Source organism: Microbacterium sp. sgz311019 (genome assembly GCF_056135325.1).
Map to the genome: position 1 here is coordinate 52,683 of NZ_JBWAXO010000003.1, position 15,046 is coordinate 67,728.

The following is a 15,046-nucleotide window of genomic DNA, read 5'->3' on the forward strand; positions in this document are numbered from 1 at the left end:
GCCTCCTGGATCCGGTCACACGATGAGCTGGCTCGAACCCGACGACGAGGACGACGAGCCGGAGTACGACGAGGCCGACGTCCGGATCCGGCCGAACCCGAAGGCGAACCGCCCGCGCACGAAGCGGCGTCCGGCGCACGCCGATGCGCAGCTGGCGCGCGTGCTGGGTGTGGACCGGGGGAGGTACACGGTGCTGGTGGGCGATGACACCAGCGAGGAGCACGCGGTGACGGCGACGCGCGCCCGCGAGCTTCGCAAGATGCCGATCGTGACAGGCGACCGTGCACGCGTGGTCGGCGACACCACGGGCGACCAAGGCACCCTCGCGCGCATCATCGGCATCGACGAGCGCACGACGCTCCTGCGGCGGAGCGCCGACGACACCGACCAGGTCGAGCGCGTGATCGTCGCCAACGCCGACCAGATGCTGATCGTGGTCGCCGCTGCCGACCCGGAGCCGCGCGCGCGGCTGGTCGACCGGTACCTGGTCGCGGCGCTGGATGCCGGCATCCGTCCGCTCCTCGTCGTGACCAAGACGGACCTCACCGACCCGACCAGGTTCCTCGAGCACTTCGAGGGCCTCGACCTGGAGGTCTTCCGCAGCGCGCGCGGAGAGATGCCGGTCGAAGAGATCGGCGCGGCTCTCGTGGGGCACTCGACGGTCTTCGTCGGCCACTCCGGTGTCGGCAAGTCGACGCTCGTCAACGCCCTCGTGCCCTCCGCGGGGCGCGCCACGGGCCACGTCAACGAGGTCACCGGCCGCGGGCGGCATACATCGAGCTCGACGGTCTCGCTCCGCTACCGGGGGCCGGAGGGCAGCGGCTGGGTGATCGACACCCCGGGTGTCCGCTCGTTCGGGCTGGGGCACGTCGACCCCGCCCACATCCTGGATGCCTTCACCGACCTCGCGGTGGTCGCCGAGCAGTGTCCCCGCGGCTGCACGCACCTGCCCGACGCGCCGGACTGCGCGATCATGGAGGCCGTGGCCGACGGGCGGCTGGGTCCGACCGGTCCCGCACGCCTCGACTCGCTCCAGCGCCTGCTCGCGACCTTCGCCGACCACTGACCCGCTCTCACCCGCTCTAGGCTGGGGCCATGACGCTCGCACCCGGCACGGCCGCTCCCGACTTCACTCTCGAGGACCAGGACGGCACCCCGGTCTCGCTGCATGACCTGCACGGCCACCCCGTCATCCTGTACTTCTACCCGGCGGCGATGACGCCGGGCTGCACCACCGAGGCATGCGACTTCCGCGACAGCCTCGGCTCGCTGCAGGGAGCCGGCTACACGGTCGTGGGCGTCTCACGCGACAACCCGGACAAGCTTCGCGACTTCCGGGCCCGCGACGGGCTCACGTTCCCCTTGCTGAGCGACCCCGACCACGCCGTGCACGAGGCCTACGGCGCGTGGGGCGAGAAGATGAACTACGGCAAGAAGGTGGAGGGGGTCATCCGCTCGACGTTCGTCATCGACGAGCAGGGCGAGATCCAGCAGGCGCTGTACAACGTCAAGGCGACGGGCCACGTCGCGCGGTTGCGCAAGACGCTCGGCATCGACTGAGGCCGCGCTCAGCTGCGCCCGTCGTCCGCCTTCTCCGCACCCGCGCGGCGAATGACGAGGATCAGCAGCACGAACACGACGACGGCGGGCACGATGAGGGCGACGCCGAGGAGCGGATGCGCTCCGGCGCCGGTCATCGCGCCGACCGCGACCGCGATGATGAGCAGCTGCGTCACGATGCCGCCGGAGCGCCCCCACGACCAGCCGCGCCAGATGCCGACGGCGAACGCGCCGACGGCGAGCGCACCGACCACCGTGAGGACGAGCAGCGCGATCGAGCTGACGGCCGAGTCGGTGTCGCCGCCGGCGACCGCGACCACCTGCCACACCGCGACCGCGAGCACGCCGATCGCCTCGAGGCCGACGAGCACCGAAGCGGCGCGCGCACGCAGGCTTGTGTCCATCGGGCTAGCTTCCTTCGACTCGGGCAGTCGGTGTTGTGCCCACCCTCCAAGGCATCCGGTGAACACATAGCCGAACACGTCGAAAGCACTGGTCGAACTCTTGATTCGGCCGTGGCGCTGTGGAAGCATGGAACGTTGTGTGCTCCCACAGCGGCGTGGGGCGGGCCGATGCCCGCACACCACCCAGAGTATCCCAACCTCTGGCACCACCCGAAGTCCATCCGATCAAGGAGCACCACCTATGGACTGGCGCGACAAAGCCGCATGCCTGACCGTCGACCCCGAGCTGTTCTTCCCCGTGGGGAACACCGGACCGGCCGTCGACCAGATCGAGAAGGCGAAGGCCGTCTGCGCTCGCTGCACCGTCACCGAGATCTGCCTGCAATACGCCCTCGAGACCGGTCAGGACTCGGGCGTGTGGGGTGGTCTGTCCGAGGACGAGCGTCGCGCCCTCAAGCGCCGCGCCGCTCGGGCACGCCGCGCCGGCTGACCGGAACCGATCCGCGCCGCGCCGGTCGAACCGGCGCGGCGCTTCCGCGTCAGTCGACGATGGCGATCTGCTCGGTGAACGGCTGGTCGATGTAGCGCAGCGGGATGTCGATCGTGACCTCGGTCCCGCTCCCGACGAGCGTCTGCCAGTCGATCGTGCCGCTGAGCTCCCCTTGGATGAGGGTCCGCACGATCTGCGTGCCCAGGCCGCGTCCGACGTGACCCTCGGGAAGACCCACGCCGTTGTCCACGACGGAGACGGCGAGGCGCTCATCCGTGCGATGCGCCTCGATGACGACCTCCCCCTCCGTGCCCGCCAGCCCGTGCTCCACGGCATTGGTGACGAGCTCCGTGAGCGCCAGAGCCAGCGGCGTCGCGTACTCGCTCGGCAAGGTGCCGAACTTTCCGACGGTGCGCGTGCGCGCATGCGTGCCGGCACCGGCGGCGACTTCGGCGACGAGCTTCAGCACCCGCGCGAACACCTCGTCGAAGTCCACGTTCTGCGCGAGGCCCTCCGACAGCGTGTCGTGCACGACGGCGATCGCCGACACTCGGCGCATGGCGTGCGTGAGCGCGTCGCGCGCCTCCTCGGAGTGCGTTCGGCGAGCCTGGATGCGCAGAAGGGATGCGACGGTCTGCAGGTTGTTCTTCACGCGGTGGTGGATCTCGCGGATCGTCGCATCCTTCGTGATGAGCTCCTGCTCGCGGTGGCGCAGTTCGGTCACATCGCGGCAGAGGACGATCGCACCGGTGCGCGTGCCGTGCTCGCGCAGCGGGATCGCGCGGAGCGCCACGGTGACGCCTTGCGCCTCGACATCCGACCGCCACGGCGCACGACCGGTCGCGACGAGCGGCAGCGACTCGTCGAACTGGCGCTTGGACGGGAGGACCTTGGTGATGATCTCGATGAGCGGCTCACCCTCGAGCTCGTCGTCGAAGCCCATGCGGTTGAACGCGGAGAGCGCATTCGGGCTCGCGAAGGTCGTGACCCCTTCGGCATCCACGCGGATGAGGCCGTCCGAGGCGCGCGGCGCACCCCGACGCGGCGAGGTCGGAGCGGTCATGTCGGGGAAGTCACCCGAGGCGATCATGCCGAACAGCTCGTCGGCGCAGTCGTTGAAGGTGATCAGCTGCCTCGACGGCGTGCGGATCTCCCCGAGGTTGGTGTGGCGGGTGATGACGCCGATGACGGGCGCCGGACCGCCCCCGCGCGGGCGCTCTCGCACGATCGGCACGGCCCGCACGCGCGTGGGCGTCTCCTCGAACCAGTCGGGCGAGGCGGAGTCGACGATCACGCCTGCGGCGAACGCCTCTCTGACCTGGGCGCGCCACTGCGGACGCACGCGCTCCCCGACGATGTCGCGGTAGAACAGGGTGGCCGCTCCGCCCGGCCGGGTGTGCGCGACCGCGACGAAGGACTCGTCCGACGTCGGCACCCAGACGACGATGTCCGCGAACGCGAGGTCCGCGAGCAGCTGACCGTCACCGGCGAGGCGGTGGAGCCACTCGACGTCGGCGGCGCTGGAACGCCCCTGGGCGTAGACGAGATCGCTGAGGGTCGACACGATCCCCAGCCTAGAGCCGCACGACCGCTTCCCCGACGAATCGGCGCACCGCCTGCGTGAGCGGCGAGCGGGGAGCGGCATCGGCGATCGGCCGCGCGGTGAGGAGCGCCGCATCCGCCGCACGGCCGTCGGCCGGCACGAACCAGACGTCGCGGATGCCCGCGAATCGCTCGAGCGTCCGCCGCACCTGACCGCGCGCGTCGATGCCCAGGGCGCCGGTGCGCAGCCGGTTGACCACAACGGTCACCGGCGTCGCCCCGACCGCGGCGCGCAGCTCGGAGTACCCGCGCAGGAACCGCGAGATTCCGAGCGGATCCGCCGCGGCGACCGCGACGACGAGGTCGGCCTCGCGCAGGGCGGCAAAGGTGGCGGCATTGCGTCGCGGCCCGTCCACGAGGTCGCTCACGATCTCCTCGTCGCGCTCGAGGGATGCCGACACGTCGACGACGGTGTGATCCGCCCACGTGCGACAGACCGTGAGCGCACCCGCAACGCGCTTCTCACCGAGCTCCGGCCAGCGCGACGGGCGGTTGATGCCGGTCAGCACGTCGATCGTGCCGCCGAGAACGGACACGGGCGCGGCGATGCGGGTGAGCTCGGAGGTCGTCAGGGTTCCGAGCTCGGCCTGGCGGCAGGCGGCGGCGAATCCCGGAGCCTCGTCGGCGAGCCCGAGCGCCAGCGCGATGGACGGCGCATGCGAGTCGGCGTCGACGAGACCGATGCGGCCGCCACCGCGGGCGAGCTCCGCCGCGAGGCCGATCGCCAGGGTGGATCGCCCCGGGGCTCCGGCCGCGCCCCAGACGGCGATGACGCTCGGCGAGGAGCGCCCCGCATCCTCCTCCGCGGAGCGGACGGGATGCGCGCTCAGCGCCGCGGCGACGACGGACGGGTCGTCGCCGGGGGCGACAGGAGCAGCGAGTCCGAAGGCGGCCGCGAGGCGCTGATCGTCGGGAGTCGCGCAGCGCGGGACGATGCGGATGCCCAGCCGATCGCAGAGGGCGACGACGCGAGCATCGAGCGTGTTGCGGGAGGTGTCGAGGAGGACCACCCGGGCCAGCTCGAGCCGGCTCTGCAGTGCCGCGGAGTCGGCCCCGAGCAGGGTGTCCGCGGCGAGGTCGGCGAGGGATGCGGCGGGGATGAGCGCCAGGATGCCCACCCCCTCGCGAGCGAGATCGTCGGCCAGGGCCCGGGCATCGGGGCCTGCGACTGCAAGAACGACGCTCGCGTCGTCGTCGGAGGCGGGGCGCGCGCTCATGGCGCGGCCGCCGTCGGCACGACCGACAGGGCGGACTTGCCGGCCATCGCCGAGAGGACGTCGGAGACATCGGCGCGTGGAACGACGAGCTCGAGGGAGGCGTTCCCGCCGCCGATCATCGAGTCGTCGCGGGAGACCGAGACGACGGTCGCATCGGGGACGAGGATGCGCGGCTCGCCGTACGCGCCCTTGTCCTCGAGAGGCGCCGCCCAGACCTCCACGATGCTGCCCGCGGCGAGGGATGCCGGCACATCCACCGAGCTGCGCACGACGACCGTCGTGACGTCGGAGGCCGACGCATCCCCCACCGCCGCACGCGGCACCAGCTCGCCCTTGGCGACGGTCCTCGTCGCGACAGCACCCTCGGCGAGACCCGCGCCGGACGGTGCGAGGTAGGCGGACGCCGCCCCGCCGAGGGCGACCTGCACGACCTGCAGGTCGTCCGCGGAGACGCGCTGGCCAGGCGTCAGCGTGTGCGCGGCGGCGTATGCCGGGGCGGTCTGCCGCGCCGCGGCGACCACGAACCACACGCCGGCGATGGATGCGACGACCAGCAGGATGCCGAGCAGGAACCGGGCATCGCCCCACGGCGCGCGACGGCGGGGGCGAACGGACGCGACGACTGTCATGACCTCATCGTCGCCGATCGGCCGAGAGGCGCCCGCAAGTTATCCACAGGCCATTGCCACCGGCCCGACCCCCCTGGCACGCGGCCATAATGGGGGCATGCCCGAGTCCTCGTCCCCTGCGCGGATGGTGCCACCGGCCACGGTGGCCGAGGCGCTGTCGGTGACGGTCGACGAGGTCATCGAGCTGGTCACGCACGGTCAGCTCCGCGGAGTGCGCGTGGGCGCGCCGGGTCAGTGGCGGATCGACGAGTCGAGCGTCACGGCCTACCTCGACGACCAGGCCGAGGTCGCACGGCGCATGGCCCTGTGGGAGCAGTCGAACGAGGCGAGCTTTCCCGAGCTGTGGGGCATCGGCGCCGTCCGCCACGGCGACTGAGATCCACGTTCACGCGAGCGCGGACAGGTCCTCGAGTCCGATCCACGAGATCGAGGCGAACGGTACGAGGCGGTAGCCGCGCACCTCCGCTGCGCGGCGCGGCGCTCCGGGATCGTGGAGGGCGAGGTCCAGGTGATCCGCTCCCGCGCGATCGATCGTGCCGCTGAACGCCCGAGCCGCGGTGTGCACCGCGACGGGAACGCGGCGGCGTGCGAGATCGCGCAGCACGAACCCGATGGTCATCCGCTCCGCCAATCCCCGCACCGCCGCCGCCTGGTCGGGGCGTGCGCTGCGCAGGAGATCCGGCTGCGAGGCGCCCACGGCCAGCAGCCCGGCGAACGGCGCGAGGACGGCACCTCGCGTCGTCTCGAGCGAGATACCGACCCAGTCCGCGCCCACGGCGGCGACATCGCCCGTCGCCACGGTGCCGTCGGCGAACTCGAATGCACAGGGGCCGGCCGCCGAGAGCCCACGCAGGCGCTCCCCGAGCGCGACCCGCGACAGGCGCAGCCGCTCCGCCTCGGTGTCGAGCGCGGCGCGTTCCGCCTCCCACTCCGAGGCGAGCTGATTTTCGAGATCGTCGAAGAATCGGTCCCACCGCACGCCGCGAGCGTAGCCGGATCGAGACGGCCCGGCGGAGGTTATCCACAATCTCATTTATGCCTTGGACTGAATTGATCACTTTGTTGGACTGAGACCTCCACGTTTCCTGAGAGGCCCCCATGCCGTTGCCCCGCAGCATCCCCGTGACCAGCGCCGTGCGCGCGACCGACCCTGAGTTCTTCGCGCCCCAGCGGACGGCCGCAGCCGAGCTGCCCGACCCCGAGCCGCTCCTGAAGAACCTCAGCGTGGGCGTTCTCGAGGTCCTGTCGGGTGCGCGCGAGGTGGAGCAGCTGGCACGGTGGCTGACCGAGGACGCCTACCGCAAGCTGACCGTCCGCGCCGGCCTCGCCGCTCGCGCGCGCAGCGCGCGCGGAGTGCCCGCCACACGCCCGAGCTACGCTCTGCTCTCGGTGCGCCACTCCAGCCCCGCCGAGAGCGTCGTGGAGGCCGTCGTCATCGTGGCCGGGCCGGCGCGCACCCGCGCGATCGCCATCCGCCTGGAGGGCATGGACCGCCGCTGGCGCGCGACGTCACTCGCCCTGCTGTAGGCGAGCGCACCTCAGTCCCGGTCCTGATCCTCGTCGATGAGGTCCAGGAAGGTGCGCAACGGGGCTCGATGTCGTCGTGGCCGTCCGACCGGGTTGACCCCTACTGCCGATAGGACGAGAGGAAGTTGCCGATGCGTTCGACCGCATCCGCCAGCACCCGCGCCTCCGGCAATGTGACGATGCGGAAGTGGTCCGTCGTCGCGAGATTGAACCCCGTGCCCTGGACGACGAGGACGTGCTCGGCCACCAGCAGGTCGTAGATGAACTTCTCGTCGTCGTGGATCTCGTGGACCTCGGGGTCGAGGCGCGGGAACGCGTAGAGCGCCCCCTGCGGCCTCACGCACGAGACGCCGGGGATCGCTTCGAGGCCCTCCCAGGCGACGTCCCGCTGCTCGTGGAGGCGCCCCTGGGGGGCGATGAGCGCGTCGATCGACTGGACGCCGGACAGCGCTGCCTGCACGGCGTGCTGGGCCGGCACGTTGGGGCACAGCCGCGTGGATGCGAGGAGCGTGATGCCCTCGAGGAACCCGTGCGCGTGCTTCTTGGGCCCGGTCACGACCATCCAGCCGGAGCGGTAGCCCGCGACGCGGTACGTCTTGGACAGGCCGTTGAAGGTGAGGCACAGGAGGTCCGGCGCGAGCGTCGCGAGACTGATGTGCTTCGCGTCGTCGAACAGGATGCGGTCGTAGATCTCGTCGGCGAGGACGAGCAGCGACTGCTCGCGCGCGATGTCGACGATCCCCTCCAGCACCTCGCGTGTGTAGACCGCGCCGGTGGGGTTGTTGGGGTTGATGACGACGATCGCCTTGGTGCGCGGCGTCACCTTGGCGCGGATGTCGTCGAGATCGGGCTGCCAGCCGGCTGCCTCGTCGCACCGGTAGTGCACCGGCGTTCCGCCGCCGAGGCTCGTCATCGCCGTCCACAGCGGGTAGTCCGGCGCCGGGATCAGCACCTCGTCGCCCTCGTTCAGGAGCGCCTGCATGGTCATCGTGATGAGCTCGGACACGCCGTTGCCGAGGTAGACGTCATCCGGATCGAACGGCGGAAAGTCCGGGATCTCCTCGTAGCGCGACACGACCGCACGACGCGCGGACATGATGCCGCGGCTGTCGGAGTAGCCGTGGGCGTTCGGCATCGCCTCGATCATGTCGCGCACGATCTGGTGCGGCGCCTCGAACCCGAAGATCGCCGGGTTGCCCGTGTTCAGCTTCAGGACCGCGTAGCCGTCGGCCTCCAGCCGCCCTGCCTCGACGAGTGCCTGGCCCCGGATCTCGTACAGGACGTTCTGGAGCTTCAGGGACTGGTCAAGGGAGCGGAGCGGGCTCATCGGTCAAGGATATCGCCGGGCCGAGGCGGCCAATCGACCGGCGCTGGACCGCTGCGCCGACACGCCCCGGGCGGCGATGACTACTTACTCGCGGCGCGGCGCTGAGCGCGGTTCATCGGCGCCTGGTCGGGCGCCGCGTCCACGCGCTGACCGAAGGCTCCGCGGGCCGCGGGCTGCTCCGGCTCCGCGGCCGGAGGAGCGGCCGCCTCGGCCGCGCGGCGCATCCGCTGCGTCGCCGCCTGCTGGACCTGCCCGCGATCGTTGCGCACCTCGACCTCGCCGTTGTCGTTCGACGCGGAGTACTCGAAGCGCTGGCTCTCGATCGACGGGATGCTGAGCCCCTTCGCCTCGACGCTCTCTTCGCCCTCGGACGCCTGGCGCACCTCGACGTCGAGGTTGTAGAGGAAGCCGACGGACTCCTCCTTGATCTGCCCCATCATGGTCTGGAACATCTCATAGCCCTCGCGCTGATACTCGATCAGCGGGTCGCGCTGCGCCATGGCCCGCAGGCCGATGCCGTCTTTCAGGTAGTCCATCTCGTAGAGGTGGTCGCGCCAGCGGCGATCGAGCACCTGCAGCACGACGCGGCGCTCAAGCTCGCGCATCGCGTGCTCGCCGAGCGACTCCTCGCGCTTGCCGTAGGCGATCGTGGCATCCGACAGCAGCTCGCGCTTGAGGCCGTCGGCGGTGATGCGTCCCTTGGTGCCGGCCTCGGCGACGACCTCGTCGATGGTCACACCCACCGGGTAGAGCGTGCGCAGCTCGGTCCACAGGGCGTCGAAGTCCCAGCTCTCGGTGTGCCCGCTGCCGGTGTGCTCGTCGATGATCGCGCCGATGGAGTCCTCGATGAAGTGGTTGACGCGGTCGGCGATGTCGTCGCCCTCGAGGATGTGCCGGCGGTCGGAGTAGATCGCCTCGCGCTGGCGGCTGAGGACGTCGTCGTACTTCAGGACGTTCTTGCGGATCTCGGCGTTGCGCGCCTCGACCTGGGTCTGGGCGCTCTTGATGGCGCGCGAGACCATGCCGGACTCGATCGCGACGTCGTCGGGGAAGTTCGTGCGCTGCAGGATCGCCTCGGCGGCGCCGGACTGGAACAGGCGCATGAGGTCGTCGGTGAGCGACAGGTAGAAGCGACTCTCGCCCGGGTCGCCCTGACGCCCCGAGCGACCGCGCAGCTGGTTGTCGATGCGGCGCGACTCGTGACGCTCGGTGCCGAGCACGTACAGGCCGCCGGCCGCGACGACCTTCTCCGCCTCCACCGACACGCGCTCGCGGACGCCGTCGTATACGGCATCCCACTCCGCCTCGTACGCCTCGGGGGTCTCGACCGGGTCGAGACCCTTGGCCTTCATCTCCTGGACGGCGAGGAACTCGGTGTTGCCGCCCAGCATGATGTCCGTGCCTCGACCTGCCATGTTCGTCGCGACCGTGACGGCGCCGAGGCGGCCCGCCCGCGCGACGATCTCGGCCTCGCGAGCGTGGTTCTTCGCGTTCAGGACCTCGTGCTTGACGCCCTTCTTCGCGAGCAGGCGAGAGAGGTACTCGCTCTTCTCGACGCTGACCGTGCCGACGAGCACCGGCTGCCCCGCGGCGTGCCGGGCAGCGATGTCCTCGACGACCTGCGCGAACTTGGCCGCCTCGTTCTTGTAGACGAGGTCGGCCTGGTCCTTGCGGATCATCGGCTTGTTGGTCGGGATGCTGACCACGCCGAGCTTGTAGGTCGACATGAACTCGGCCGCCTCGGTCTCGGCGGTGCCGGTCATACCGGCGAGCTTGTCGTAGAGGCGGAAGTAGTTCTGCAGCGTGACCGTCGCGAGGGTCTGGTTCTCGGCCTTGACCGGGACGTTCTCCTTGGCCTCGATGGCCTGGTGGATGCCCTCGTTGTAGCGGCGCCCGACCAGGATGCGGCCGGTGTGCTCGTCGACGATCATGACCTCGTCGTTCATGACGACGTAGTCGGTGTCGCGCTTGAAGAGGGCGAGCGCCTTGATCGAGTTGTTGAGGAACGAGATGAGGGGGGTGTTCGCCGACTCGTACAGGTTGTCGATGCCGAGGTAGTCCTCGACCTTCTCGATGCCGGGCTCGAGCACGCCGATGGTGCGCTTCTTCTCGTCGACCTCGTAGTCCACGCCGGCCTCGAGGGATTTCGCGATCTTCGCGAACTCCGTGAACCAGCGGTTCGCCTCGCCCGACGACGGGCCGGAGATGATGAGCGGGGTCCGGGCCTCGTCGATGAGGATGGAGTCGACCTCGTCGACGATCGCGAAGAAGTGGCCGCGCTGGACGAGGTCGTCCTTCGTCCAGGCCATGTTGTCGCGCAGGTAGTCGAAGCCGAACTCGTTGTTCGTGCCGTAGGTGATGTCGGCGTTGTACTGCTCGCGGCGGACGTCAGGCGTCTGGCCGGCGACGATCGTGCCGGTCGTCATGCCGAGCGCCCGGTAGACGCGGCCCATGAGCTCGGACTGGTAGCTCGCGAGGAAGTCGTTGACGGTGACGACGTGGACACCCTTGCCCGCGATCGCGTTGAGGTACACGGCGAAGGTCGCCGTGAGGGTCTTGCCTTCACCGGTCTTCATCTCCGCGATGTTGCCGAGGTGCAGGGCTGCTCCACCCATGATCTGGACGTCGTACGGGCGCTGGCCCAGCGTGCGCTTGGCGGCCTCGCGGACGGCGGCGAACGCCTCCGGCATGAGGCGGTCGAGATCCTCGCCCTTCTCGTGGCGCGCGCGCAGCACCTCGGTCTCGCCACGGAGCTCGTCGTCGGTGAGCTTGCCGTACTCGTCCTCGAGGGCGTTGACGGCCTTCACGACCTGCTCGAGCCGCCGGAGGATCCGCCCCTCACCGGCACGGAGCAGTTTCTCGAGAGGGTTCGCCACGGAGTATCTCCATCTGTCGGGTGTTCGACGCGAACGGCGCGCCGGCGGCGCCCGGGCATCACGGGCACACCCCGTCATGTTACCCGGCTGTGACTTGACAGTGCCTGAGACAAAGTACAGGGGCGCTGGGACAAAGCACAGGATTCGGACGAACCCTGCCGGCACCGGGTGCCGCGGGATGAGGCATCCAGTCTCTCCATATGGAACCTGAGGGTCGCTCGGATTTGGTCATATGACCCTTATTGCGCATGCTGTCAGTAGCAGTCCGCGGTGAGCGCCCTGGGCACCCCGGAAGGCCACAGCATCGAGGCCCGCCGCATACCCGAATGCGGCGGGCCTCCCCCGAGGGAAATCCGGCACGAAGACGTGCCCCCAGATCGCACATGGGAGTGCCATGAAGAAGGTCCGCCGGCCGCTGGTCGCCGTGGGCGCCGTCCTCGTCGTCGTCCTCATCGAGGCCGTCGCCGACCCCACCGGACTGCTCGCGCTCGTCGGCTGGCCGGGCGGCACGCCCCAGGCTCAGCTCGGCTGGCCGCTCGCGCGGTACGTCGTCTTCCTGCCGGTCCTCGTGTCCGCGGTGTGGTGGAGCGCCGCGCGCGCAGGCACGCGGTTCTGGACGATGGCGGCCGGCACCACCCTGGCCGTCCTGCTCGCACAGGCCGCGACCGCGCTCGCCATGACCGGCGACGTGCTCTTCTCGGGATGGGCGGGCGGCTACGTCACGGCGAAGGCCATCCCCGCCGCGCTCGTCGTCGCCGCCGTGACACGCCTCGCCGGCGGCCCCCGCGGCGCGGTGGAACTCCGGTCGCCGGGCACCGTCTGGCCCTACGCGATCCTTCTCGCGGCTCTCGCTCCCCTCGTCGCCGGATCGTGGTGGACCGGCGCGACCTCCACGCCGGGGATCCCGGCGCCGCGCGTGGACCAGGGACCGTTCGCGGTCATCTCGGGGGTCGTCCTGCTCGCCGCGGTCGCTCTGCTCTCGATGAGATGGATGCGTCGCCGCGTCGGCGGCCTGCTCGGCACCTGGCTCGGCGCGCTCGTCGCCGGGGGGATGCTCGGCATCCTCCAGGCGCTCTTCGGTCTCTTCGCCGACGACGGCCTCCGCGGTGACATGTGGCCCCTCATGGCCGCGTACATCCACGTCGCCGACGGCCTCTCGTACGGCGCTGCCATCGGCTGGATCCCGGCGGTGGCCGCCGTCGTGGTCGACCGCATCCGCGCGTCGCGCGCGCAGGACGGGGCCGTTGCGGGCGCCCGGCCGTCGTCGGTCTCCGCATCCGTCGCCGCATCCCTCGTCGCGTTCGCCGTGGTGGCCGCGGTCGCCGCCGGCACGCTCGCGGCGGTCGCTCCCGCGCAGGCCGCCGACCCGCAGCCGCGCATCCCGACGGGCTTCCTGCGCGCAGACGACGGCCGCATCACCGACGGCAGCGGCAACGAGGTGCTGCTGCGCGGCGTCAACGTGAACCAGCTGGTCGACTTCTACCAGCCGCGCAAGGACGTGCCCGCGACCCGCCCGCTCAGCGAGCAGGACTTCGCGGACATGGCCGCCCACGGTTTCGACGTCGTCCGACTGGACCTGTCATGGTCGGCGCTGGAGCCCACACGCGGCGCCTTCGATGCGACCTACCTCGGGCATGTGAGGGATGCGGTGGCCTGGGCGAAGGAGAACGGCATCCGCGTCGTGCTCGACATGCATCAGGACGGCTGGTCGAAGGCGGCCACCGCCGACGGCACCGTGTGCCGGCCCGGGACCGACCCGATGTGGGGCTACGACGGGGCGCCCGCGTGGGCGACGATCTCGGACGGCGCTCCGCGCTGCGCGTTCACCGGTCGTGACATCTCCCCCGCCGGCGACCGTGCCTTCGAGAACTTCTGGTTCGACACCGACGGCGTCCAGACAGCGCTCGCCCGGACGTGGGGGATGCTCGGCGCCGAGTTCAAGGACGAGCCGGCCGTGGCCGGCTACGACCTCATGAACGAGCCCGGTTTCGGCGAGACCGCCCCGGTCACGACCGCGCAGCAGCTCGGCAGGTACTACGACGCGGCGATCCGCCGGATTCGGGCGGCCGGCGCCGGGCAGATCGTGTTCGTGGAGCCCAGCATCCTATGGTCGGGCCTCGGATTCGACAGCGGTCCGCGCCCCGGCTTCACGTCGGACCGCAACATCGTGTTCTCCCCCCACCTGTACGCCGAGTCGATCACGATGGACACCTCGCTCGGCCTGCCGGCGATCGTCGGCATCGAGCGACAGTTCGAGCTCGCCGAGCGCGTCGCCGCGGAATACGGCGTGCCCCTCTGGTCGGGCGAGTACGGCTACTGGGGCGACGACGCGTCGATCGCCTCGCGCATCGACCGGTACGCGACCGCAGAGGATGCGCATGCCCTCGGCAGCGCGTACTGGGTGTGGAAGCAGGCCTGCGGAGACCCGCAGAACGGCATCGGCCAGGTCGGGCTCGGTCTCGTCCCCGAGGACTGCGCCACCGGAGCCGATGCTCCCGGCAACGCGCACCTCCTCGGCGTCCTCGGCCGCGCCTACCCGCGGTCGGCACCCGGGCGCATCGACACCCTGCACGGCGACGGAGCGGGCCTCCTGCTCACCGGCTCGTCGGCGGAGCGCACCTGCGGCCTCGACGTCTGGATCCCCGGCACGACCAGGCCGGCCGTGCACACCATGGGCGTCGACAGCGCGCGTCTGGACCAGCAGCCCGGCGGCTGGCGGTTCACCGGCTGCACCGCCGGCGACTACCGCGTCACGACCAGCTGAGTGTCATCCCTCCGCGGGGAGCACCGGCGCGGTGGGAGTCTCGACGCGCTCGCGCGGCACGGTGCTGAGCACGATGGCGGCCACACCGACTCCGACGCAGGCGATCGTGTTGCCGAGACTCCCCAGCGCGACCACGATCTGCACCGATGCCGGCTCGAGCGACAGCATCCCCATCAGGACGATCTGCCATCCCACGGCCACGCAGAGGCCGGCGAGCGGAACCCACCGCCAGCGCCCCTGCAGAACGCCGGCGCGCGCGATCTGCACGGTTGCGAGGATCCCTGCGGCGAGATACACGTACGGCCACGCCGCCAGGTAGGGAAGGACTGCCCGGGCGACCGGCCCGTCCGGGCCGCCCGGCGCCACGAACAGCCACAGCACGTCGTAGGCGAGCTGCCATGCTCCGAAGACGACGAGCGCGATCGTGCCGAGCGGGCGCCCGGCCGTGACGCTGTCGCGCCCGAGGGCGAGCAGCAGCACGCCGGCCAGGAACAGGATGTCGCGTGCCCAGACCGCCCAGGGCTGTCCGGCGCCCACGGGGCCGAGCAGCGCCGGCACCACGCTCGCCGCGAGGAGGACGCCCGCCCACAACCAGGTCGGGCGATGAACCCGGCGAGCACCTTCGCTGCGGGAACCGTCATCCATCATGG

The 15,046-nt window shown here is 70.9% G+C and carries 14 protein-coding genes; 6 read left to right on the top strand and 8 right to left on the bottom strand.

Annotated features, from left to right (window positions below):
- Positions 1 to 22 precede the first annotated feature (22 nt).
- Positions 23 to 1,066, top strand: coding sequence for a ribosome small subunit-dependent GTPase A (gene rsgA / locus AC0NZN_RS05770; RefSeq protein WP_474591325.1), 1,044 nt, complete (start codon positions 23 to 25; stop codon positions 1,064 to 1,066).
- 29 nt (positions 1,067 to 1,095) lie between these two features.
- The gene (gene bcp, locus AC0NZN_RS05775; protein WP_474591326.1) at positions 1,096 to 1,560 is read left to right on the top strand and encodes a thioredoxin-dependent thiol peroxidase; all 465 of its coding nucleotides are present in this window, start codon (positions 1,096 to 1,098) and stop codon (positions 1,558 to 1,560) included.
- Between the two features lie 8 nt (positions 1,561 to 1,568).
- On the opposite strand, the gene AC0NZN_RS05780 is transcribed toward bcp, so the two are convergent.
- Positions 1,569 to 1,964: a histidine kinase gene (locus AC0NZN_RS05780; protein ID WP_474591327.1), complete on the bottom strand. Its 396-nt coding sequence runs from the start codon at positions 1,962 to 1,964 to the stop codon at positions 1,569 to 1,571.
- A gap of 241 nt (positions 1,965 to 2,205) precedes the next feature.
- Here AC0NZN_RS05780 and AC0NZN_RS05785 point away from each other — a divergent pair, with 241 nt between their 5' ends.
- Positions 2,206 to 2,454: a WhiB family transcriptional regulator gene (locus AC0NZN_RS05785; protein WP_286289331.1), complete on the top strand. Its 249-nt coding sequence runs from the start codon at positions 2,206 to 2,208 to the stop codon at positions 2,452 to 2,454.
- A gap of 49 nt (positions 2,455 to 2,503) precedes the next feature.
- Here AC0NZN_RS05785 and AC0NZN_RS05790 read toward each other — a convergent pair whose 3' ends face one another.
- Genes AC0NZN_RS05790 through AC0NZN_RS05800 form a run of 3 tightly spaced genes read right to left on the bottom strand, consistent with a single transcriptional unit; the run spans position 2,504 to position 5,902 of the window.
- Positions 2,504 to 4,018 (bottom strand): sensor histidine kinase, encoded by a 1,515-nt coding sequence (locus AC0NZN_RS05790; protein WP_474591328.1) that lies wholly within the window; start codon positions 4,016 to 4,018, stop codon positions 2,504 to 2,506.
- A gap of 10 nt (positions 4,019 to 4,028) precedes the next feature.
- The gene (locus AC0NZN_RS05795; RefSeq protein ID WP_474591329.1) at positions 4,029 to 5,273 is read right to left on the bottom strand and encodes a CpaE/TadZ family protein; all 1,245 of its coding nucleotides are present in this window, start codon (positions 5,271 to 5,273) and stop codon (positions 4,029 to 4,031) included.
- Complete coding sequence (locus tag AC0NZN_RS05800) at positions 5,270 to 5,902, bottom strand: SAF domain-containing protein (RefSeq protein ID WP_474591330.1); 633 nt, start codon at positions 5,900 to 5,902, stop codon at positions 5,270 to 5,272. The genes AC0NZN_RS05795 and AC0NZN_RS05800 overlap by 4 nt, the downstream gene beginning before the upstream one ends.
- 97 nt (positions 5,903 to 5,999) lie before the next feature.
- Here AC0NZN_RS05800 and AC0NZN_RS05805 point away from each other — a divergent pair, with 97 nt between their 5' ends.
- Positions 6,000 to 6,278 (top strand): helix-turn-helix domain-containing protein, encoded by a 279-nt coding sequence (locus AC0NZN_RS05805; RefSeq protein ID WP_474591331.1) that lies wholly within the window; start codon positions 6,000 to 6,002, stop codon positions 6,276 to 6,278.
- Between the two features lie 9 nt (positions 6,279 to 6,287).
- On the opposite strand, the gene AC0NZN_RS05810 is transcribed toward AC0NZN_RS05805, so the two are convergent.
- Entirely contained in the window at positions 6,288 to 6,881 is a 594-nt protein-coding gene (locus tag AC0NZN_RS05810; protein WP_474591332.1) for a hypothetical protein, read from the bottom strand.
- Between the two features lie 119 nt (positions 6,882 to 7,000).
- Here AC0NZN_RS05810 and AC0NZN_RS05815 point away from each other — a divergent pair, with 119 nt between their 5' ends.
- Positions 7,001 to 7,429 (top strand): Rv3235 family protein, encoded by a 429-nt coding sequence (locus AC0NZN_RS05815; protein WP_474591333.1) that lies wholly within the window; start codon positions 7,001 to 7,003, stop codon positions 7,427 to 7,429.
- A gap of 100 nt (positions 7,430 to 7,529) precedes the next feature.
- On the opposite strand, the gene AC0NZN_RS05820 is transcribed toward AC0NZN_RS05815, so the two are convergent.
- Together AC0NZN_RS05820 and secA are read right to left on the bottom strand one after the other, a co-directional pair.
- Entirely contained in the window at positions 7,530 to 8,756 is a 1,227-nt protein-coding gene (locus AC0NZN_RS05820; protein ID WP_474591334.1) for a pyridoxal phosphate-dependent aminotransferase, read from the bottom strand.
- Positions 8,757 to 8,836: 80 nt separating this feature from the next.
- Positions 8,837 to 11,632 (bottom strand): preprotein translocase subunit SecA, encoded by a 2,796-nt coding sequence (gene secA / locus AC0NZN_RS05825; protein ID WP_474591335.1) that lies wholly within the window; start codon positions 11,630 to 11,632, stop codon positions 8,837 to 8,839.
- Between the two features lie 394 nt (positions 11,633 to 12,026).
- On the opposite strand from secA, the gene AC0NZN_RS05830 reads away from it, so the two are divergent.
- Entirely contained in the window at positions 12,027 to 14,396 is a 2,370-nt protein-coding gene (locus AC0NZN_RS05830) for a glycoside hydrolase family 5 protein (RefSeq protein ID WP_474591336.1), read from the top strand.
- A gap of 3 nt (positions 14,397 to 14,399) precedes the next feature.
- Here the strand turns inward: AC0NZN_RS05830 and AC0NZN_RS05835 are convergent, their stop codons facing one another.
- On the bottom strand, positions 14,400 to 15,044 hold the full coding sequence (locus tag AC0NZN_RS05835) for a hypothetical protein (RefSeq protein ID WP_474591337.1): 645 nt from the start codon (positions 15,042 to 15,044) through the stop codon (positions 14,400 to 14,402).
- Between the last annotated feature and the right edge of the window lie 2 nt (positions 15,045 to 15,046).

Bases quoted from the DNA above. Each gene is read 5' to 3' on its own strand.
- AC0NZN_RS05820 (WP_474591334.1), bottom strand. From the start codon at position 8,756: ATGAGCCCGCTCCGCTCCCTTGACCAGTCCCTGAAGCTCCAGAACGTC.
- bcp (WP_474591326.1), top strand. From the start codon at position 1,096: ATGACGCTCGCACCCGGCACGGCCGCTCCCGACTTCACTCTCGAGGAC.
- rsgA (WP_474591325.1), top strand. From the start codon at position 23: ATGAGCTGGCTCGAACCCGACGACGAGGACGACGAGCCGGAGTACGAC.
- AC0NZN_RS05835 (WP_474591337.1), bottom strand. From the start codon at position 15,044: ATGATGGATGACGGTTCCCGCAGCGAAGGTGCTCGCCGGGTTCATCGC.
- AC0NZN_RS05785 (WP_286289331.1), top strand. From the start codon at position 2,206: ATGGACTGGCGCGACAAAGCCGCATGCCTGACCGTCGACCCCGAGCTG.
- AC0NZN_RS05805 (WP_474591331.1), top strand. From the start codon at position 6,000: ATGCCCGAGTCCTCGTCCCCTGCGCGGATGGTGCCACCGGCCACGGTG.
- AC0NZN_RS05780 (WP_474591327.1), bottom strand. From the start codon at position 1,964: ATGGACACAAGCCTGCGTGCGCGCGCCGCTTCGGTGCTCGTCGGCCTC.
- AC0NZN_RS05815 (WP_474591333.1), top strand. From the start codon at position 7,001: ATGCCGTTGCCCCGCAGCATCCCCGTGACCAGCGCCGTGCGCGCGACC.
- AC0NZN_RS05795 (WP_474591329.1), bottom strand. From the start codon at position 5,273: ATGAGCGCGCGCCCCGCCTCCGACGACGACGCGAGCGTCGTTCTTGCA.
- AC0NZN_RS05800 (WP_474591330.1), bottom strand. From the start codon at position 5,902: ATGACAGTCGTCGCGTCCGTTCGCCCCCGCCGTCGCGCGCCGTGGGGC.
- AC0NZN_RS05830 (WP_474591336.1), top strand. From the start codon at position 12,027: ATGAAGAAGGTCCGCCGGCCGCTGGTCGCCGTGGGCGCCGTCCTCGTC.